We start from the raw sequence: 20,009 nt of genomic DNA on the forward strand, positions 1-20,009 counted from the left end.
GTCCTTGCCGTTGCCGAACGCGTTGGACGCCTCGCCGAAGTTCATGTGCATGCGCATGTCGATGACGTTCATGCCGGATGCCTTGGTGCGCCGGGTGGACGCGCCGGGTGGACGGCGCCGTCAGGCGTTGGCCTCCAGAGCCGTACGGACGGCTGACTCCAGGGCGCCCTCGATCCAGGAGTGCTTGAGCGAGGTGTGCTCGCCCGCGAAGTGCAGCCGCCCGACGGGTGCGGTGATGGCGGGGTGGATCTCGGTCATCTGGCCCGGGGTGAAGACCGCGGCCTCGCCGAAGGCGTAGCGGTTGCGCAGCCAGCTCTGGGTCTGGCCATGGCCGGTGTAGAAGTCGGCGATGCGCTCCCCGTGCACCTCCTGCAGTCCGCGCAGCGCGTGACCGTAGCGCTCGGCGTCGTCCATGGAGTCCCACCGGGAGGCGTCGTCGGCCCATGCGTAGCTGGCCAGCACGACGCCGCCCTCGCTGCCGCGCACCGGGTGTGAGGGGAAGTAGATGAACCTGTTGGCGTTGTCGGTGACCGAGCCGCCGCCCGTCACGTGGCTCGCGGGCCCAGGGCGGTAGCGGGGGCCCAGCTCGCGCTTCCAGTCTCGCTCGTCGAACTCCCACCAGCGCCTGCGGAACTCCAGCAGCACCTTGGTCGCGGAGTCGTAGTGCAGCTCGATCACCGCGCGCCGCTTCGGGTAGGGCAGAGCCGGGGTGATCTCCACGTGGCGCAGCGCGGAGAACGGGATCGTGATGATCGCGAGATCTCCCTCGAACGTCTCGCCCCTGCCCTGGGGCCGGGAGACGGACTCGGTGCTGCCCGTCTCGGTGACCGTCTCGACGCGCACCCCCCGGGCGGTGTGCTGGATCCGCACGGCCCGGCGGTCCATCCGGATGTTCCCGCGCAGCCCGGGCTCCAACCGGTAGGGCAGCTCCCGGCTGCCTCCGGCCATCTCCCAGTAGGTCGCCGACGGGTTGACCAGGCTCCGGGTGAGGAAGGTGTGCATGAACGACAGCGGCAGCCGGGAGGTCAGGTTCTCGATGGTGCCGATGGCGTCGATGGCCGCGTCGCTCAGCCTGGCGTGCTCCCGGAGGAAGCGGTTCATGGAGTGGTCGTCGAAGTCGTACAGCACGCGGGCCCAGCCCTCGATCAGCTCGGGCAGCGGCTTGTCGACCCGCTCGGAGCCGCGGACGACGGAGAAGTAGTCCCTGACCGGATCCAGCGCCTCGTCCAGGATCCTTCCCGCGGTCCTGTCGTCCCTGAGCCCGAACGAGGCGTTGATCTTTCGTGGGTCCCTGGCGTACTCGTCGCGCCGTTGCGAGATGCCGTTGACCCGGATCCAGGTGTGGTTCGCCCGCTGCGGTGCGGTGAACTCCCCGCGGGACGGCCCGGAGCGCCAGACCGGTCCGCGGCGCGAGGTGTAGACGACCGGCGGTGTCGGTCCGCTCGCCGCGTCGCCGGGCCGCACGTCGACGTTGTAGAACAGGCGGCGGGAGATGCCGAGCTTGTCGATCAGCGCGAGGGTGAGCGGGTGGAAGTCGGGGATGCGCATCGCCCCCGCCTCGGCGTACTGCCGTCGGTCGGCGAAACCGGTCCGGAAGGTCTTGATCCGGCCGCCGATCCGGTTGCCGTTGGCCTCGATGACGGTGACCTTGTGCCCGGCCCGCTTCAGCAGCGTGGCGGCCACCAGGCCGGAGATCCCGGCGCCGACGACCAGGATCCTCTTGGGGCTGCGGGTCCTGGGCAGGCCCTTGTCGATCAGCACCCTGAGGTATTCGAGTTTGAGGTCCGCGCCGTCCTCGTCGATCAGCAGCAGATCCCGTGCCACCTTCAGGCAGGTGTCCCAGCGCTCTCCGTCGCGCGGCTCCCGCCGGGTGCCGGTGGGGGCCGGGGCGGCCGAGACCGTGGGAGCCATGGGGGCCACGGCGGAGCCCACGGCCCCCACCGCGCCCAGCCCGGCCAGCCTGGCGAATCCTCGCCGGTCGATACCTGTCACGGCATCCTCCTGTCGCTAGTCACTCTAGGTAATGAGATGACTACTATCGGTTTGCCTTCCGGTGTGCCAGGATCTTCCAGGCTGTGACTCCAACCGATGTGACGGAGCCTGTTTTTTGCGGTTTTTGTCGCAATGGACGGACGGAGGGCCGGTGGGTGGGTGATGGCGCCCGGGAGCGGAATATCAAGCTGGATCGGACAAAAGCTCTTTTATCGGGCAAAACGTGATAATGGACCTCTTTTGCCTAGTTCTCTCTCCTTTTATGTGGGAATGGCTAGATAGCCGACATATCGCACAGGCTGGAGTGAGCATTGAACGCATGGACGTTCGAGGGGCAACCGGGTCCGCTGGGCGACACCACGGTCACCCTGGTCGAGGGTGGCTCCTTCTGCGTGTGCGCGCGCAACGGCGACATCCGGCCCGGCGGGGCGCAGGGTGTCTACCACGCCGACACCCGGCTGCTCTCGCGCTGGGAGCTCAGGGTGGACGAGACGGCGGTGGAGCCCCTCAGGGTGCTGCCGGCCGAGCCGTACCACGCGACGTTCCTCGGCAGGGCCGGCCCCCGCCCGGGGCGGGCCGAGAGCAGTCTGCTCGTGATCAGGGACCGCTACGTCGGCGGTGGCCTCCGTGAGGACCTGACCCTGCGCAACCTGGCCGACGAGCCCGCCGGATGCGTCGTCGACATCCACGTGGCCTCCGATGTGGCGGACCTGTTCGAGGTGAAGGCGGGCCGGGTCAGGCACGTGGCCGACGTGGAGATGACGGCCGACAGATCGGGGCTGCTGATCATCTCCGCCTGCCGCTCGCGCGGCACCAGGGTGGTGGCGGAGCCGGCGCCGTTCGCCGTGCCGGGCATGCTCATCTTCAGGGTCGTGGTGCCCACCCGGGGCGAGTGGACCGTCAGCCTGCAGGTCAACCCGATCCTGGAGGGCGAGGAGTCGCCGGCCTGGTTCTCCACGCGCTATCCCCTGGAGCACGCGGAGCCCGCCAGGCGCCGGGCCGACTGGGAGCGCCTCAGCCCGGTCGTCGTCACCTCCGACCGCCTCCTGGCAAAGGTGCTGGAACGCTCCAAGGAGGATCTCGGCGCGCTCCGGCTCTTCGAATCCGACAGGCCGGAGGAACCGCCGACCATCGCCGCGGGCGCGCCGTGGTTCATGACCCTGTTCGGCCGCGACTCGCTGCTGGCCTCGTGGATGGCGCTCCAGATGGACCAGTGCCTGGCGCTGGGCACCCTGCGCCGCCTGGCCAGGCTCCAGGGCACCGTCAACGACCCGCTCACCGAGGAGGAGCCGGGCAAGATCCTGCACGAGCTCCGCTTCGGGACCCAGGTCGGCGCCTCGCCGCAGGTCGGCCGCGCCTACTACGGCTCGGTGGACTCGACCCCGCTGTTCGTGATGGTCCTGGGCGAACTGCGCCGATGGGGCATGCACGGGGAGGCCGTCGAGGAACTCATGCCGCACGCCGACGCCGCCCTCGACTGGATCAACAGGTGCGCCGACCCGTTCCTGTCCTACCGGCGCAAGACCGACCACGGACTGATCAACCAGGGATGGAAGGACTCCTTTGACGGCATCAACTTCGCCGACGGCACCCTCGCCCGCCCGCCCATCGCCCTGGCGGAGGTCCAGGGCTACGTCTACGCCGCCTACATCGCCCGCGCCCACTTCGCCCACGAGGTCGGCGACGCGACTCTGGAGGAGCAGTGGACGGCCCGCGCGAGCCGGATCAGGGACGCCTTCAACGAGCGCTTCTGGCTGCCGGACCGGGGCTACTACGCCGTCGGTCTCGACGGCGCCGGGCGCGCCATCGACAGTCTCGCCTCCAACATGGGGCACTGCCTGTGGGCCGGCATCGTCGACGAGGACCGGGCCGCACAGGTCGCCGAGCGACTGCTCTCGCCGGAGATGTTCACCGGGTACGGGGTGCGGACCCTCGCCTCCACCATGGGCGCCTACAACCCGATGAGCTACCACAACGGCTCGGTCTGGCCGCACGACAACGCCCTGATCGCGTCCGGGCTGATGCGCTACGGCTTCACGCGGGAGGCGCAGCGGATCGCCTACGGCCTGCTGGACGCGGCCGAGGCCTTCGGCTGGCGGCTGCCCGAGCTGTTCTGCGGGTTCGACCGGGCCGAGTTCACCTGGCCCGTGCCGTACCCCACCTCCTGTTCCCCGCAGGCGTGGGCCGCGGCGAGCCCCATCCAGCTGGTCAGGAGCCTGCTGCGCTTCGAGCCGTGGATTCCCTACGGGCGGGTGTGGCTGGATCCGGTCGGGCTGGAGGGCCTGCGGATCCAGGGGCTGCCGCTCGCGGACTCCAGGGTCACGATCGACGTCGGCGCGTCCGGCGCCGCCATCAGCGGGCTGCCGGACGGGATCACCCTGATCAACGCGCCGCGCAGCCCGCTGACCGCCGCCCTGAGGTAGGTGCACTGACCGTTTCCTTCGTCTCTCTCCAGGTGAGGTCGCCATGGTTTCTTCCAGAGCTGTCCCGGGCTGGTCCAACGGCATGCGCATCCTGATGGTCGCGCCGCCCTGGTACGACGTACCGCCCCACGGCTACGGGGGCATCGAGTCGATGGTGGCGGGCCTCGTCGCCGGGCTGACCCGGCGCGGGCACGACGTCACGATGATCGGGGCGGGCACGGCGGGGACGCCGGCGCGCTTCCTGGCCACCTACGGGCGGGCGCCGTCCGAGCGGATCGGCGAGGCGCTGCCCGAGGTCCTGCACGCCGCCAGGGCGTACGCGATGAGCTCGAAGCTCGTCGTGGACGTGATCCACGACCACTCCCTGGCCGGTCCGCTGACCGCGCCCGCACAGGCCGTGCCGACCATGATCACCTGCCACGGCGAGGTGGGGGGCGAGTACGGCGAGTACTACCGGGTGCTCGGCGCGGGCATGTCCATGGTCGCCATCTCCGAGGCCCAGCGGCGCATCGCCCCCGACCTGAACTGGGCGGGGGTCGTCCATAACGCCGTCGACGTCGAGGCCTTCCCCTTCAGGGAACGCAAGGAGGACTGGACGCTCTGGCTGGGCAGGTTCAGCGAGGACAAGGGCGCCCACCTGGCCATCGACGCCGCCCGTGCGGCCGGGCGGCGCATCCTGCTGGCCGGCAAGCTCACGGAGAAGACCGAGCACGACTACTTCGACGCCTACGTCAGGCCACGTCTGGGTCCCGACGCCGAATACGTCGGCGAGGCCGACACCGCCCGCAAACGCGAGCTGCTGGCCGCGGCCAGGTGCCTGGTCTTCCCGGTCCTCTGGGAGGAGCCGTTCGGGATGGTGATGATCGAGGCCATGGCCTGCGGCACGCCCGTGGTCGCCCTGGGCCGGGGCGCGGTGCCCGAGGTGGTCGTGGACGGGGTCACCGGATTCATCCGGAGCGCCCCCGCGGAGCTCCCCGCCGCCATCGAGGCGGCCGGCGTGCTCGCCCCGCACGCCTGCCGCTCCCGGGCGGAGCGTTTCTTCGGGGTGGAGACGATGGCCCGCGCGTACGAGGCGATCTATCGCAGGGTGATCGCCGGGCCGTCGAGGCGGGCAGGAGAGCGCGTCGCGGCGAGCGCGACGGAGAGCGCGGCGGGGAGCAGGGACCTGGCCATGCCAGTCAACTGAGCGGCGCTCTATGTTGGATCACGGCGCGGCCGGCACCGGACCGGTCGCGTTGTGAATCTTGATGGAGGGACGTCCATGGGTGAGTTCGTGCGGGTGGAGAAGGCTGACGGGGTCGCGACGATCAGGCTCGACCGGCCGAAGATGAACGCGCTCAACCGGCAGGTCCAGTTGGAGATCGCCGAGTGCGCCCGGCAGGTGGACGCCGACGGGGACGTGAGCGCCGTGGTCGTCTACGGGGGACGGGTCTTCGCGGCCGGTGCCGACATCAAGGAGATGGCCGACATGTCGTACGCGGACATGGCGGTCCACTCGCGGACCCTGCAGGACTGCTTCACCGCCGTCGCGAGGATCGGCAAGCCCGTCGTCGCGGCCGTGACCGGCTACGCGCTCGGTGGCGGCTGCGAGCTGGCCCTGTGCGCCGACATCAGGATCGCGGGGGAGTCGGCCAAGCTGGGCCAGCCCGAGGTCCTGCTCGGCCTCATCCCCGGCGCGGGAGGCACCCAGCGGCTGCCCAGGCTCATCGGCCCGGCCAAGGCCAAGGATCTCATCTTCACCGGACGCCACGTGGCCGCCGACGAGGCGCTGGCCATCGGCCTGGTGGACCGGGTGGTCCCCGACGACGAGGTGTACACCGAGGCCCTCGCGTACGCGGCCCAGTTCGCCGGGGGGCCGTCCCTGGCGCTGCGCGCCGCCAAGCAGGCGGTCGACCACGGCCTGGAGACCGATCTGGACACCGGTCTGGAGATCGAGCGCCTGCAGTTCTCCGGCATGTTCGCCACCGCCGACGCCGGGATCGGCATGCGCGCCTTCTCCGAGAGGTCGAAGGCCGAGTTCACCGGCCGCTGAGGCATTCAGCCGGCTTGCTGGGATCGGTCATGGATGATTAAAAATTGCCGGTATCGTGCCGGATTATGGTGCGGTTGGTGAAGCGTGCGCTGGTGCCCGCTCCGCTGCGGCGGGCGGTCCTCGGCTGGTTCGATTCCCGGTACATCTCCAGGGCGGATCACCGGCAGGACGTCAAGGACGCGCTCTGGGAGGTCCAGACGCTGGCCAGGGAGGTCACCTCGCTGCGCGCGGAGGTCGTCGAGCTCCGCGCGCGGGTGGCCGGGGTCGCTCTCGACCCCGCGCGGGCCGGGCGCTGGGACGACGCCCACCGGCTGGCCCAGGAGACCGCGGTCGCGCTGGACGGGGTCCTCCAGAACGAGGTGCTGCTCTGGCAGGCCGTGGACCGCGCCGCGGGAGAGGGCACGGGCCGGGCGGCACTCCCCGGGGCGCGCGGGAGCGTTCCAGACAGGGCCGCCGGGGGCACCGCGTGAGAGTGACCTGGAGTGCGGACGGCGGCACCTGGCACCTGGCGTTCCGGCTGGACCCCGAGGACGACGTCACCGGCCTCTGCGCCGACGGCCAGCCGCTGAAGCTGGCCACGAACTCGTTCCGGGTCGAACTGCCCCGCGCCCCGCGTGACATCCATCCCGACCTGCTCGCCCTCGCCGCGTGGACCGTGGTCGCGCCGTGGACCCGGCGCCGCGTCGTCTTCGACCGGCCGATCTCACCGGAGCTCGCGGGGGCGATCGGCGACGGCTGGGGGATCGAGGCCGGTCCCGAAGGCGGACGGGCGCGGTCGGGTGACAGGCTGGCGATCTCCTACAGCGGCGGGGCGGACTCGGTCGCGGTGGCCGCGATGCTGCCCGACGCGCCCTTCGTGCACTTCCAGAGGGTCTCCCACCCGCGGGTGCCCAACCGGTGGACCCACTACCGCTCCGACGTGCTGGCCTCGCTGGCCGCCAGGACCGGGCGCGAGCTGACCGTCGTCCGCTCCGACCTGGAGTTCACGCTCGCCGAGCCGCGCCCCGGCTACCCCGAGCACCACGCGGTCGCCGCCGGCGCGCTGCTGCTGGCGGACGAGCTCGACCTGGGGGGCCTGGCCTTCGGCTACGAGCTGGGCTCGCGCTGGCTGGGAGGCGACCGCTACCTGCTCCGCTACACACCCGACAACCCGATGTGGGCGCCGCACGGCGCCTGGGGGCGGGCGTTCGCCGCGGCCGGTCTGCACATCGTGCTCCCGGTGGGCGGGGTCAGCGAGGCCGTCACGATGCGGCTCGCCCTCGGCTCCGAGCTGCGCGGGCAGGTCCGCTGGTGCCTGCGCGGGGTGAGCGGCCCCTGCGGGACCTGCGGCAAGTGCCTGTACAAGGAGCTCATCCAGGCCGCCGTCGAGCGCCGCCCGCTCCGCACCACGATCACCGCGGGCCGCCCGGTCGCCCGCAGGTGGCAGCAGCCGCCGCCGTACGGCGGCCAGGAGATGATCGAGTACGGCTGCGCCAGGGTGCCCGGCATCGAGGACACCGTCTTCGGCGCGGCGGCCGGGTACCTGCGCGCGAGCGAGTCCTCCACCGCCTGGCTGGACCGCTGCTACCGGCCCGCGATCGCGGAGATCCCCGAACCGTGGCGCAAGCAGGTTCACGACTTCGTGGATGGGGAGATCGGTTTCATGAACGAGGACGAGGTGCGGCGCGTCGAGACGTGGGGGACGGCGTGAAGGTGTACGTCTCGGTCGACATGGAGGGTGTCACCGGTCTGACCGACCCCGAGGAGATGCAGGCCGGAGGGCGGGGCTACGAGCGTGGCTGCGAGCTGATGACCGGCGACGCCAACGCGGTCATCGAGGGGGCGTTCGACGCGGGCGCCACCGCGGTACGCGTCAACGACGCGCACGGCTCGACCAAGAACCTCAGGATCGACCTGCTCGACGAGCGGGCGACCCTGCTCCGTGGCCCCGGCAAGCCGATGCGGATGGGGCAGGGACTCGACGCGAGCCACCGGGCGGCCTGCTTCGTCGGCTACCACGCGCGGGCCGGTGTCCAGCACGGCGTCCTCAACCACACCTGGATGGGCAGGGAGATCCAGAACCTCTACCTCAACGACGAGGTCTGCGGCGAGACCCGTCTCGTCGCCTCCTTCGCCGGGGCGCTCGGCGTGCCGGTGGCCCTGGTGACCGGGGACGAGGCGGTCTGCGAGGAGGCCAGGGAACTGCTCGGCGACGTGGAGACCGTCGCGGTCAAGAAGGGGATCGACAGGTTCGCCGCCGAGCTCCTGCCGCCCGCCGTCGCCCAGGCCCGCATCCGCGAGGCCACCGCCCGTGCGCTCGACCGGGTGGCCGACTTCCGCCTCTGCGCCCCCGAGCCGCCGTTCACCCTCGGCGTCGAGTGGAACTCCACGGCCATCGCGGCCGGATGCGCGATCATTCCCGGCGTGCGGGCGGTGGGCCCCCGGCACACCGAGTTCAGCACGGACGACTTCTCGCAGATCATGGCCCTGCTGGGAGTCTTCGCCATGATCGGCGGTCAGGTCGCCTGCGGCAGCGGCATCTATGGCTGATCTCCCTCTACGTCCCCTTTGAAATGTCCCCGTTGAAATAGCCCCCCGGACGGTTCCCGATGCCCTTGACGATTTTCGATGAGTGACGAGACGGGGCCTGTCGCCCAGGCCGCCACGGCCGGAGGCGGAGGACTGACGCGCAGGGCGCTGCTGGTCGGGGTGGGCGCGGCCGGGGGTGCCGGGGCCATGTTCGCGGCCATGGGCGCGCTCGGCCTCGCCCCAGAGTCCCAGGAGAGAGAGTTCACCCCTCCGCAGCCCTCCGACTTCTCCCTCAGCGGCAGAGCGGCGGCCAAGGTGGTCGTCCTCGGCGCCGGCATCACCGGGCTGACCTGCGCCTACGAGCTGGGCAAGGCCGGATACGACTGCACGCTCCTGGAGGCGTCCGACCGGGTGGGCGGCAGGAACCTCACGCTGCGCGCGGGCGACCGGCTGGACGAGCTGGACGGCGAGACGCAGACGGCCGCGTTCGAGGAGGACACCTACTTCAACGCGGGGGCCGGGCGGATCGCGCCGTGGATGGTCACCATGGACTACTGCCGCGAGCTGGGCGTCCCCATCGAGACGTTCGTCAACAACAACGCCTCGGCGTACGTCTACAACGAGAACATGAGTGCCCCGGTCCGGGCGCGTACGGCCCGCGCGGACCTGTACGGCTACGTCGCGGAACTGCTGGCCAAGGCGAGCAGCGCCGGCGCGCTGAACCGCAGGCTCACCGCCGACGACCGCGAGCGGCTGGCGGAGTTCCTGCGGCGCTTCGGCGACCTCGGATCCGATCTCAGCTACCGAGGGTCGGAACGGCGGGGCTTCGAGACCTATCCGGGAGTGGACCAGGGCGTTCCCCTGGGCGCGGCGCCCTCGCTGCGGGACGTGCTCGCCGCGGGCACCGGCAGGGCCGTCACCGTGGACTTCGGCTACGACCAGGCGATGCCCATGTTCCAGCCGGTGGGCGGCATGGACGCGATCGCCGTCGCGCTCGCCGACGCGGTCGGCCGCGACCGGATCAGGACCGGCACCCGGGTCACCGGGATAAGGAACCTGCCCGACGGGGTGGAGGTGACCCACCAGGGCGGCACGGTCCGCGCCGACTACTGCATCGCCTCCCTGCCTCCCCACCTGCTCGCGCGCCTGCCGCACAACCTCGGCACCCCGGTCACCGCCGCGCTCCGCACGCCCGTACCGGTCTCCGCCGGAAAGATCGGGCTGGAGTACGGCAGGCGCTGGTGGGAGATCGACGACCGCATCTACGGCGGTGTCACCGAGACCGACCTGGACATCACCCACATCTGGTACCCCTCCCACGGCTACCACTCCCGCAGTGGCCTGGTGGTCGGCTACTACAACGTCGGGCAGAACGCCGATCTTTACGGCGCGCTCTCCCACCGCGACCGTCGAAGCCGGGCGCTCACCCAGGGCAAGAAGATCCACGGTGAGAAGTACCGCGCCGAGCTGCGCTCCAGCATCTCGATCGCCTGGCGGCGCAGGCCGCACATCGAGGGCGGCTGGGTGGGCTGGCCCTCCCACGAGGGTGCTTTCACCCTCCTCCAGCGCCCGGCGGGGCGGGTCTACTTCGCCGGGGACTGGCTTACCCAGCTGATCGCCTGGCAGGCCGGCGCGATGGAGTCGGCGAGGAGGACGGTCACCGAGCTGCACCGCCGGGTGCTGAGCGCGACCTCCTGAGTTCTCCGCCGCGGCCGTAAGGTTTTCGGTGCGAAGGAAATCTGAGGGAGATGAGACGGCGATGGCGATCGGAACACTGGACTGGACGAGTGCCACCGAGCGGCTGGACCTGCTGGCCGAGCCGGTGGCGCGAGCGGCCGACGGGCTCGACGGGGTCCTCGGCGAGATCAAGGTCGCCGAGATCGACCCGGAACTGGCCGACACGGCGGCCTTCTGCGAGCGCTACGGCGTGGACCTGGGCGAGTCGGCCAACTGCGTGATCGTGGCGGCCAGGCGCGCGGGGGAGGTCCGCTACGCGGCGTGCATGGTGCTCGCCACCATGCGGGCCGACGTCAACGGGGTGGTCCGGCGTCACCTGGACGCGCGGAAGATCTCGTTCGCGTCGATGGACGACGCGGTCACGCTGACCGGCATGGAGTACGGCGGGATCACCCCGCTCGGGCTGCCCGAGGAGTGGCCGGTGCTCGTCGACGAGGCGGTGGCGGCCCATCCTGAGGTGGTGATCGGCAGCGGGGTCCGCCGCTCCAAACTGGCGGTGTCGGGCTCCCTGCTGGCCGGGTTGAAAACGGCGCAGGTTCTCCGCCTGGCGAACTGAAGCGAAAATGAGATTAAGTGAGGGCGGGAATCGGGAAACCGTCGGGGTTCTGTGAACGTTATTCAGTCGGAAAATGTGGCCCGATGGTTCATCTCATGGGCGGGGTCTAAGCCGATATGGTGCTTCATGCCATGAATCAGGACGACCGATTGGGCCCTTACCGGCTGCTGCGGCGGCTCGGTGAGGGCGGTATGGGTGTGGTTCACCTCGCGGTCGACCCACAGGGCCGACAGGTCGCGGTGAAGGTGCTCCGCGCCGAGGTGGCGGGCGACGACGTCGCCCGTCGCCGTCTTTCGCGTGAGGTCGAGACGATGCGGCGGGTGCGCAGCGAGCACATCGCCGAGGTCATCGACGCCGATGTGACCGGCCACCGCCCCTATATCGTGACACGATATGTCGCCGGCCGGCCGCTGGACGAGGTGATCAAGCAGGACGGCCCCATGGAGCTGCCCGCGCTGCTGCGGGTCGCGCACGGTGTGGCGTCGGCGCTGGCCGCCGTGCACTCGGTCGGCGTGATCCACCGCGACCTCAAGCCCGGCAACGTCCTCATCCTGGACGGCCAGCCGGTCCTCATCGACTTCGGCATCGCCCAGGCCGTCGACGCGACCAGGCTCACCCAGACCGGCATGTTCATCGGCACGCCCGGTTACCTCGCCCCCGAGATCATCGAGGGACACGAGGCCGGCCCCGAGGTCGACGTGCACGCCTGGGCGGGCACCCTGGTCTTCGCCGCCACCGGCCAGCCGCCCTTCGGCAAGGGCACGCTGGAGATGATCTTCTACAACATCACCGCGGGCAAGGCGAACGTCGAGGCCGTCCCGCGTGAGCTCCAGCCGGTGCTGCGGGCCGCGCTTCAGCGCGACCCGGCCAGGCGGCCTTCGGCCGCCGACCTGGCGGCGCAGGTGGGGCGCCTGCTGCCGGACACCGGCCGGTCCCGGGTGCCGGACGAGATCACCACGGTCGCGGAGTTCGACGACCCCGCTCCCGGCTTTCGCGGCGCCCCTGACCCGGGTTTCCGCGGTGATCCCGGTTTCCGCGGCGACCCGGGTTTCCGCGGCGACCCCGGCGACGTGCCGACCCCGGTGGCGTCCCGCCCGGCGGTCCCACCCACCCCCTGGCCTCCCGCCCCCGTGGCCCAGCCCCACGAGTACGTCTCGCTGCTCGGCGAGGAGCAGCCCGACCCGTGGCCGACCCGCCGGGTGACCCCCGAGGAACTGCGCCAGGCGGCGGCCCAGCAGTCCGCGCATGACCTGCCCACCGGCATGCTCGCCCCGGAGGACGTGCCCACCCGCACCCCCGGCGCGGTCCAGGGCTCCCCGCCCGTCGCGGGTTCCGCACCCGGCCCCGCCGTCCGTGACCAGCCGGGGGCGAGGGTCGACGACCAGGGCTTCACCGCGCCGGTCCCCGACGGGGACATCCCCACCCAGCGGGTCCGCCCCCAGGACCTGCAGGAATACATCCGTCAGTACACCAACCAGCCGGGCCAGCCGGGCCAGCCGGGCCAGCCGGGCCAGCCGGGCCAGCCGGGCCAGCCGGGCCAGCCGGGCCAGCCGGGCCAGCCGGGCCAGCAGAACCAGCCGGGCCGGCATGGTGGCTACCAGGGGCAGCCGGGTCAGCAGGGCCGGTCGCCGCAGGTGGGCGCCCCGCAGCCGTACCCGCAGCGGCAGGCCCCGTTCGATCAGCAACAGACCCCGCACGTCCGCACCCCCGCACCCCCGCCCTACCCCTACTCGCACTCGCAGCCCCCCACGCAGGCCCAGCAGCCCCCTCAGCAGTACCCCCAGCAGGCCCAGCAGCACCCCGCGCCGTTGCCGCTCCACCCCGGGCAGCGGCCGGGGCACGCATTGCAGCGTTCCAAGGCGTACGGGGTGGTGAGCGTGCTGATGCTGGTCATCATGACGGTCGCGGCGGTCATCGCCCCGCTGATCGTCGCCGCGGTGGCCATCCCGGTGGCGATCCTGCTTCGCGCCGCCGACATCGCCCAACCGGCCCTGAACGCCCGCAGGACCGCCGGTGAGGCGGCTACCGACGTCTTCCGGGTGCTCGGCCAGCCGGCCGCGCTCCTGAAGTCGATCGGCATCACCATCGCCCTGGTGCCGTACGCGCTGATCCTCGGCCTGCCGGTGACGCTCCTGCTCGCCGTGCTGGTCGGGAGCATGCCCATCACCAACACGCTGAGCTGGGGCGCGGCCGTCGCGCTCTGGACCGTCTGCGCCGGACCGGGTGTGGAGGGCCCCAGCCGCCAGATGCGACGTACGCTGGCATCACTGCTGCCGTCACGCGGCGCGGCCATGATCGCCGCCGCGGTGCTGGGCGCGGTGGCGGCGCTGATGGTCTTCCTGGCGATCGGCACCGTGGGAGACAGGGCACGGCCGGCGGTGTGGACGCCGGTCGACGTCGGGACGGTGGTGGACGAACTGAGCGACCTACGAAAGAAGGCGGCGTGATGACGGGGGACACGCGGGCGCCCGAGCGGCTGGGCCCGTACCGGCTGCTCAGAAAGATCGGCGAGGGCGGCATGGGCGTCGTCCACCTCGGGGTCGACGAGGACGGGCGCGAGGTGGCCGTCAAGGTCCTGCACCCGCACGTGGCAGCCGACCTCAAGGCCCGCGACCGGCTCACCCGCGAGGTGGAGACCATGCGGCGGGTGCGCAGCCCGCACGTCGCCGAGGTGCTCGACGCCGAACTGACGGCCAGGCAGCCCTACATCGTGACCCGGTTCGCCCCCGGGCGCACGCTGGAGGAGACCGTCCTGCAGGACGGTCCGCTCCCCGCGGACCAGGTCATCCGGCTGGCGCAGGGCATGTGCGCGGCACTGGTGGCCATTCACGCCGCCGACGTCATCCACCGCGACTTCAAGCCGTCCAACGTGATGATCGTCAACGGTGATCCGCTGGTCATCGACTTCGGTATCGCGCACCTGGTCAACGCGACCAGGCTGACCCAGACCGGCATGTTCGTCGGCACCCCCGGCTACCTCGCCCCGGAGATCATCCGCGACTCCGAGATCACCCAGGCGGCCGATGTGCACGCGCTGGCCTCGACGGTCTTCTTCGGCGCGACCGGCCAGCCGCCGTTCGGCACGGGTAGCTTCGAGGTCGTCTGCTTCAACATCATGGAGGGCCGGGCAAACGTCGACAGGGCCCCCGGGTGGTTGCGCGGCTGGCTCAAGCGGGCACTGGCCGTCGACCCCGCCGCCCGGCCGTCCGCGACGGAGCTGCACCGGATGGCCCGCGCCCTCGACCCGACGGTGACGACCTTCCACGAGACGCCGCCCACCGCCGTCCTCGACGGCGGGACGAAGGTCCTCAACACCGACGGCACCAGGATCCTGGACGGCCAGAGCCCGCCGCCCCCGCCGAACGGCACTCGTGTCCTGCCGCAGGACGAGGGCTACGCCGACCTGCTCCCGCCGGTCGAGTACGCCAAGCCGGAGCGGCGCGAGCGCAGGCCGAGGCAGGAGTCCGGCCAGGCGTCCGGCACGGGGACCGCCCCGCCGCCGTACGTCCCGGCCCCCCAGCCGCCGCCCTACGTCCCCGCGCCGCCCGCGGCGCAGGCCAGGGGCGCGGCACCGCCGCCCTACCCCGACCAGCGGGTGGCCGGCTACCCGGCGCCGCCGCCGACCGGCCCGTCGAGGCACTATCCGCCGCCGGTCCAGGCACGGCCGCACACCCCGCCGCAGGAGCGGCCCGCGCCCAGAACCCCGCCGCAGGAGCGCTACCGCGCCAGCCACCCGCTGGCCGCGTTCCTGCTGCTGACGATCCTGGTGGCGGTGGCCTGCGTGCTGCCGGTGGTGGTGAGCGTGTTCGCGCTGGCCGCCGCGCTCTGCCTGCGGGTGGGGGAGTACCTGTTCGGGGACCTGGTCCAGCGCCGCTCCATCAGGGGCAGCAGCGCCACCGACCCGCTGCTCGCGGTGCTCGGCACCCCATGGGCGCTGATCAAGGCCGCGTTCACGACACTGGTCACCGCGATGCTCTCCGCCATGTTCGGCATGTGCGTGTGGGGGTTCCTGGTCTACGCGGGCGACATGAACAAGAACCACGCGGCCGCCTACGCGGCAGGCGCCTTCGCGGCCGGGCTGTTCGTCCTCCCCGGCGGCGGCAAGCCGCGCAAGGCCGTCGCCCGCGCGCTGAGCGGGATCATCCGGAGCCCCGGCGCGGGCATGGTGACCACGATCATCCTGGGCACGCTGGCGTTCTTCGCGGTGATGGCCGCGGTGAGCGTGGTGCCCTCCTTCCTCCCGTGGCAGCAGCCGACCGATGTCGTCGACAACCTCACGACGCAGTGGCGGCAGTCGGCGAACGAGGGCGCGATGGGCGTGCTCGATCTCATCGGCGGCCTCCTCGACGACCTGATGACAAGCCTCGGCCTCGGGTTCCTGACGTTCTGGAGGTGACGATCCCGCCGCCGGCGGAGGCGAGGCCGTCTCAGCTCCACAGGTAGGCCATGCGCCGCCGGTAGCGGCGGCCGGCCAGCTTGCGGAGCAGCAGCAGATCCCTGGGAGCGTGCCGGCGCAGGTGCTCCTCGACGTCGGCGGGAAGGTCGAAACCGATCCAGGCCACCAACTCCGTCAGGCTCCGCAGACCGTACAGTCTGCGGATGTCCCGCTCTATCTTCGCCGCCTCCTCCGGTGTGATGTGGGTCATCATCAGCGGGATGCCCTCGGTCTCCTGGCGGGTCAGGTGGGCGCCCAGCGTGTCGGCCAGCGAGCGGAGCGCTCCGGTCAGCCTGGCACGCCTCTCCTCCGTGGGGTGGCGCTCGAACACGGTGAAGGCGCTCTGGGTCTCCCCGATCCACCGGTCGATCTCCCGGTGCTCGGCCTCCAGCGAGTCGATCATCCCGGTGGCCTCAGGCGCCCGCTGTCTCAGCAGGGGCGAGACCGTCGTGCCCTGGCTGCTGTGATGGTGGTGCAGCACCAGCAGCACCCATTTGAGGTGCTTGGCCAGGGCTCTGACGCGGCCTCGGTCGGTCAACCGCACCTGGCACACGGCGGTCAGCAGGCGACCGAGGTCGCGGCGGAAGCCGTAGTGGGCCAGATAGATGTTCGTCATGTCCAGCGGGCCCTCCACCGCCGCCGCCTGGCCGGGGAGCCTGATCTGCGGGACGGAGGGGGGACGCTTGGTCGTCAATGGGGTTCTCCTCGTCCGGGGATGGTGACGACAGTATGGCCCCTGCCTCTTGGTGACCCTTGGAGCTCAATGTCAAGCCGGTCCCGGGCTCGGCTGCGAGATGTGGCCGAGGGAAAACGTCCAGCTTGCGTCTCGTGCCCGCCCGTGGAGGTTTCCTGGCCTCCAGTTGATGCGGGATCGCCCTCTCTGCGGCACGATGGAGGAGATCCACCGGAAGGAGTCGCATGGTTGCGCCGGACGGTGAACGTCTTGGCCCCTACCGCCTGCTGTCGAGACTGGGGGCCGGAGGTTTCGGCGAGGTCCACCTGGCGCTGGACCCCGAGGGGCGTACGGTGGCGGTCAAGATCCTGCATCCCCACGTCGCGGCCGACGCGACGGCGCTGACCAGGCTGGCCCGCGAGGTGGAGACCATGCGGCTGGTCCGGGGCCCGCACGTCGCCGAGGTCCTGGACGCCTCCCTTGACGGGGCACGCCCCTACCTGGTCACCCGCTACGTGCAGGGTCGCCCGCTCAGCGAGGTGGTCGGCGCGGACGGGCCGGTCGCGGGCGACGATCTCGTACGGCTGGCGCGCGGTCTGGCCGAGGCCGTGGCGGCCGTGCACGCCGCGGGGGTGGTGCACCGCGACCTCAAACCCGCGAACGTGATCCTGACCGACGGCGAGCCGGTCGTCATCGACTTCGGCATCGCCTGCGCGCTCGACTCGCCCTCGGTCACCGCCTCGGGGGCGGTGCTCGGCACGCCCGGCTACCTGGCGCCCGAGGTGCTGGAGGGCACCGGGTCAGGTGCCGAGGCCGACGTCTTCGCCTTTGGGGCGACGCTGGCGTACGCGTCCACGGCGCGGCACCCCTACGGCACGGGCCCGGCGTCGGCGATCGGCTACCGCGTCGTCCACCACCCTCCCGACCTCGAAGGCGTTCCCGGCTGGCTGGAGCCGCTGCTGCGGGAGTGCCTGCTGCGCGACCCCGCCGCCCGGCCTGACGCGGGCGCGCTGCTGGCCCGGCTGGGTGCGGCCCCCGTGGTGGGCCCGCCGCGGCCCCGTGCCGTGGTGGAGAGCGGGATGCACGGCCTCACCACCCGGGAGTGGCGGCCGGGCGATCGCCCCCGCCCGCAGAAGGGCAGGCCCACGCTGGAGGAGGCCCGCGAGCGTCGCAGAGTCGTGCTGCACCGCCGCTGGGTCGTCGGCACCGGCCTGCTCGTCTCGCTGATGGCCGCGACCGCCAGGGAGCCACTGCCCGAGGTGGCCCTGCTGCTGCTGACCGGGTACGGCTCGGCGATGCTCGTCGACGCGGGCATCGCCCTGTTCGCCCACAGGGACCGCGGGCGCACGATCCTCGCCCTGTCCGCGGGAGCCGGGGCCGTCGCGCTGTGGGCGGCCCTCAGCGCGTTCTTCAGCACGATCACCCTGGCACTCGCGCTGGGCACCGTCGTCTTCGTCCTGGTCGGGATCCTGGTGGCCAGCTGAACGGGCAGGGCTCCCCAGGCCGGTTCCCGGGTACGTTTCCGTAGTGAGGGGCCCGCGCGCAGGTACCGGAATATAGTTCGGTATGGTGGTCGAGGGTCCCCTGGGGACTCTGGGGTCCCGGTCGTGAGCCGTCCGGCCTGGCGGTTTGCGGCCAAGCTACTGGGAAGTAACATAGGCTCGGGGTAGGGACGGGCGTGTCCCAACCGGGCCACCCGCTGCCACACCGCTCTCGGGCACCTGGCAGTCTTGGCACAGTGTGCACGTGCCCCGCGTGTACGCACCGAGTATCCGGCGCCAACCGCAGTGACGCGGTGGCGTAAGCGACCACGGGAGGTCGGCCACCAGCCATGAACATCGTCGTCTGCGTGAAGCAGGTCCCCGACACGGCGACCGAGCGCAAGCTGAAGTCCGATGACAAGACGCTCGATCGCGACGCCGCCGACGGCGTCATCAACGAGTTGTGCGAATACGCGGTCGAGGAGGCGCTGCGCCTGAAGGAGGCTCATGGCGGTGAGGTGACCGTTCTCACCATGGGTCCCGACAAGGCGAGCGACACCATCCGCAAGGCCCTGGCCATGGGGGCGGACAAGGCTGTCCACCTGGTGGACGACGCGCTGCACGGCTCGGACGCGCTGGGCACCTCGCACGCCCTGGCGCAGGCTCTCAAGAAGATCAGTTTCGACCTGGTCGTACTTGGCTCGGAGTCGACGGACGCCCGCACCGGGGTCCTCGCCGCCATGCTGGCCGAGCGCCTCGGCGTGCCGCAGCTCACCTTCGCCAATCAGGTCCAGATCGACAAGGGCGCCATCTCCATCCAGCGCGTCACCGACTACGGCTACGACAGGGTCGAGGCCTCGCTGCCCGCCGTCGTCTCCGTGGTGGAGAAGATCAACGAGCCGCGCTACCCGTCTTTCAAGGGCATCATGGCCGCCAAGAAGAAGCCGGTCGAGAAGCTCGGCGTCGCCGAGGCCGAGATCGACGCCTCCCGGGTGGGTCTGGTCGGCTCCTGGAGCGAGGTCGTCGACTTCGCGGCCGCTCCGCCGCGCGCGGCGGGCACGGTGGTCAGGGACGAGGGCGACGGTGGCGTGAAGGCCGCCGACTTCCTCGCGTCGAAGAAGTTCGTCTGAGAGCGGGGGTAGCTGGAAATGTCTGAGATTCTCGTTCTGGTCGAGCACGTCGAGGGCCAGGTCAAAAAGGTCACCCTTGAGCTGCTGACGCTCGCCAGGAAGCTGGGTGCTCCGTCGGCGGTCTGGACCGGCGCGGGCTACGCGCCCGAGGCCGCGGCCAAGCTGGCCGAGTACGGCGCGGAGAAGATCTATGTGGCCGACTCCGCCGAGGTCAGCGACTACGTCGTCGCCCCCAAGGCCGAGCTGCTCGCCCACCTCGTGGCCGAGAAGTCGCCGAGCGCGGTGCTCGTGGCCGCGACCGCCGAGGCCAAGGAGATCGCCGGCCGCCTCGCTATCAAGATCGACTCTGGTGTGCTGACCGACGTCGTGGGCATCGAGGACGGCCTGGTCGCCGACCAGTCCATCTTCGGCGGCGGCGTCAACGTCAGGTCGCGCGTGACCAAGGGCACCCCGATCATCGCGGTCCGCCCCAACTCGACGCCGGTCGAGGCCGCCGCGGGCGCGGGGACCGAGGAGCAGGTCTCCTTCACCGTGTCCGACGCCGCCAAGGGCGCCAGGATCGTGGAGCGGGTCAAGCAGGAGAAGGGTGCGCGCCCGGAGCTCACCGAGGCCGCGATCGTGGTCTCCGGTGGCCGGGGTGTCGGCTCGGCCGACAAGTTCTCGATCATCGAGGAACTGGCCGACTCGCTCGGCGCGGCCGTCGGCGCGTCCCGCGCCGCCACCGACGCCGGCTGGTACCCGCACCAGTTCCAGGTCGGCCAGACCGGCAAGACCGTCTCGCCGCAGCTCTACATCGCGGCGGGCATCTCCGGTGCCATCCAGCACCGGGCCGGCATGCAGACCGCCAAGACGATCGTCGCGATCAACAAGGACCCCGAGGCGCCGATCTTCGAGCTCGCCGACTTCGGCGTCGTGGGCGACCTGCACGAGGTGGTCCCGCAGCTGACCCAGGAGGTCATCAAGCGCAAGTGACCCGGCCGGGGTACGGGGTACGCGCGGGGTGATGGGAACGCGAGACGGCACCGCACATGTCGTGCGGTGC

15 protein-coding genes are annotated in these 20,009 nt (G+C 71.4%); 13 read left to right on the forward strand and 2 right to left on the reverse strand.

The annotated features are described in order from the left end of the window. Positions 1 to 120: 120 nt before the first annotated feature. Positions 121 to 1,992, reverse strand: a complete 1,872-nt coding sequence (locus tag ABZU75_RS37625; protein ID WP_355565271.1) for an FAD-dependent oxidoreductase — start codon at positions 1,990 to 1,992, stop codon at positions 121 to 123. A gap of 311 nt (positions 1,993 to 2,303) precedes the next feature. Here ABZU75_RS37625 and ABZU75_RS37630 point away from each other — a divergent pair, with 311 nt between their 5' ends. From ABZU75_RS37630 to ABZU75_RS37675, 10 genes are all read left to right on the forward strand, one after another. Beyond that, positions 2,304 to 4,415 carry a glycogen debranching N-terminal domain-containing protein gene (locus ABZU75_RS37630; RefSeq protein ID WP_355565274.1) on the forward strand — a complete coding sequence of 704 codons (2,112 nt, stop codon included), beginning with the start codon at positions 2,304 to 2,306 and terminating at the stop codon, positions 4,413 to 4,415. Positions 4,416 to 4,458: 43 nt separating this feature from the next. Beyond that, positions 4,459 to 5,601: a glycosyltransferase family 4 protein gene (locus ABZU75_RS37635; protein ID WP_355565277.1), complete on the forward strand. Its 1,143-nt coding sequence runs from the start codon at positions 4,459 to 4,461 to the stop codon at positions 5,599 to 5,601. Positions 5,602 to 5,676: 75 nt separating this feature from the next. After that, positions 5,677 to 6,447 (forward strand): enoyl-CoA hydratase-related protein, encoded by a 771-nt coding sequence (locus ABZU75_RS37640; RefSeq protein ID WP_355565280.1) that lies wholly within the window; start codon positions 5,677 to 5,679, stop codon positions 6,445 to 6,447. Positions 6,448 to 6,524: 77 nt separating this feature from the next. Beyond that, on the forward strand, positions 6,525 to 6,917 hold the full coding sequence (locus ABZU75_RS37645; protein ID WP_355565283.1) for a hypothetical protein: 393 nt from the start codon (positions 6,525 to 6,527) through the stop codon (positions 6,915 to 6,917). Then, positions 6,914 to 8,137 (forward strand): DUF6395 domain-containing protein, encoded by a 1,224-nt coding sequence (locus ABZU75_RS37650; protein WP_355565286.1) that lies wholly within the window; start codon positions 6,914 to 6,916, stop codon positions 8,135 to 8,137. The genes ABZU75_RS37645 and ABZU75_RS37650 overlap by 4 nt, the downstream gene beginning before the upstream one ends. Continuing rightward, entirely contained in the window at positions 8,122 to 8,976 is an 855-nt protein-coding gene (locus ABZU75_RS37655; protein WP_355565289.1) for a M55 family metallopeptidase, read from the forward strand. Before ABZU75_RS37650 ends, ABZU75_RS37655 begins: the two co-directional genes overlap by 16 nt. Positions 8,977 to 9,054: 78 nt before the next feature. Continuing rightward, complete coding sequence (locus ABZU75_RS37660) at positions 9,055 to 10,653, forward strand: flavin monoamine oxidase family protein (RefSeq protein WP_355565292.1); 1,599 nt, start codon at positions 9,055 to 9,057, stop codon at positions 10,651 to 10,653. Between the two features lie 61 nt (positions 10,654 to 10,714). Then, positions 10,715 to 11,248 carry a YbaK/EbsC family protein gene (locus ABZU75_RS37665; RefSeq protein ID WP_355565295.1) on the forward strand — a complete coding sequence of 178 codons (534 nt, stop codon included), beginning with the start codon at positions 10,715 to 10,717 and terminating at the stop codon, positions 11,246 to 11,248. Between the two features lie 131 nt (positions 11,249 to 11,379). Continuing rightward, the gene (locus ABZU75_RS37670) at positions 11,380 to 13,695 is read left to right on the forward strand and encodes a protein kinase (protein ID WP_355565298.1); all 2,316 of its coding nucleotides are present in this window, start codon (positions 11,380 to 11,382) and stop codon (positions 13,693 to 13,695) included. Further along, positions 13,695 to 15,644, forward strand: coding sequence for a serine/threonine-protein kinase (locus ABZU75_RS37675; protein ID WP_355565301.1), 1,950 nt, complete (start codon positions 13,695 to 13,697; stop codon positions 15,642 to 15,644). The genes ABZU75_RS37670 and ABZU75_RS37675 overlap by 1 nt, the downstream gene beginning before the upstream one ends. A 31-nt stretch (positions 15,645 to 15,675) precedes the next feature. Here ABZU75_RS37675 and ABZU75_RS37680 read toward each other — a convergent pair whose 3' ends face one another. Next, a complete protein-coding gene (locus ABZU75_RS37680) occupies positions 15,676 to 16,377 on the reverse strand; it encodes a hemerythrin domain-containing protein (RefSeq protein WP_355565304.1) in 702 nt (233 codons plus the stop codon). A gap of 224 nt (positions 16,378 to 16,601) precedes the next feature. Between ABZU75_RS37680 and ABZU75_RS37685 the strand changes: the two genes are divergently transcribed. From ABZU75_RS37685 to ABZU75_RS37695, 3 genes are all read left to right on the forward strand, one after another. Then, entirely contained in the window at positions 16,602 to 17,840 is a 1,239-nt protein-coding gene (locus ABZU75_RS37685; protein WP_355565308.1) for a serine/threonine-protein kinase, read from the forward strand. A 347-nt stretch (positions 17,841 to 18,187) separates the two neighbouring features. Beyond that, positions 18,188 to 18,967 carry an electron transfer flavoprotein subunit beta/FixA family protein gene (locus ABZU75_RS37690; protein ID WP_355565311.1) on the forward strand — a complete coding sequence of 260 codons (780 nt, stop codon included), beginning with the start codon at positions 18,188 to 18,190 and terminating at the stop codon, positions 18,965 to 18,967. 18 nt (positions 18,968 to 18,985) lie between these two features. After that, positions 18,986 to 19,939 (forward strand): electron transfer flavoprotein subunit alpha/FixB family protein, encoded by a 954-nt coding sequence (locus ABZU75_RS37695; protein WP_355565314.1) that lies wholly within the window; start codon positions 18,986 to 18,988, stop codon positions 19,937 to 19,939. Positions 19,940 to 20,009 lie beyond the last annotated feature (70 nt).

The organism is Streptosporangium sp. NPDC005286 (genome assembly GCF_040607515.1).
Taxonomy (GTDB): Bacteria; Actinomycetota; Actinomycetes; order Streptosporangiales; family Streptosporangiaceae; genus Streptosporangium.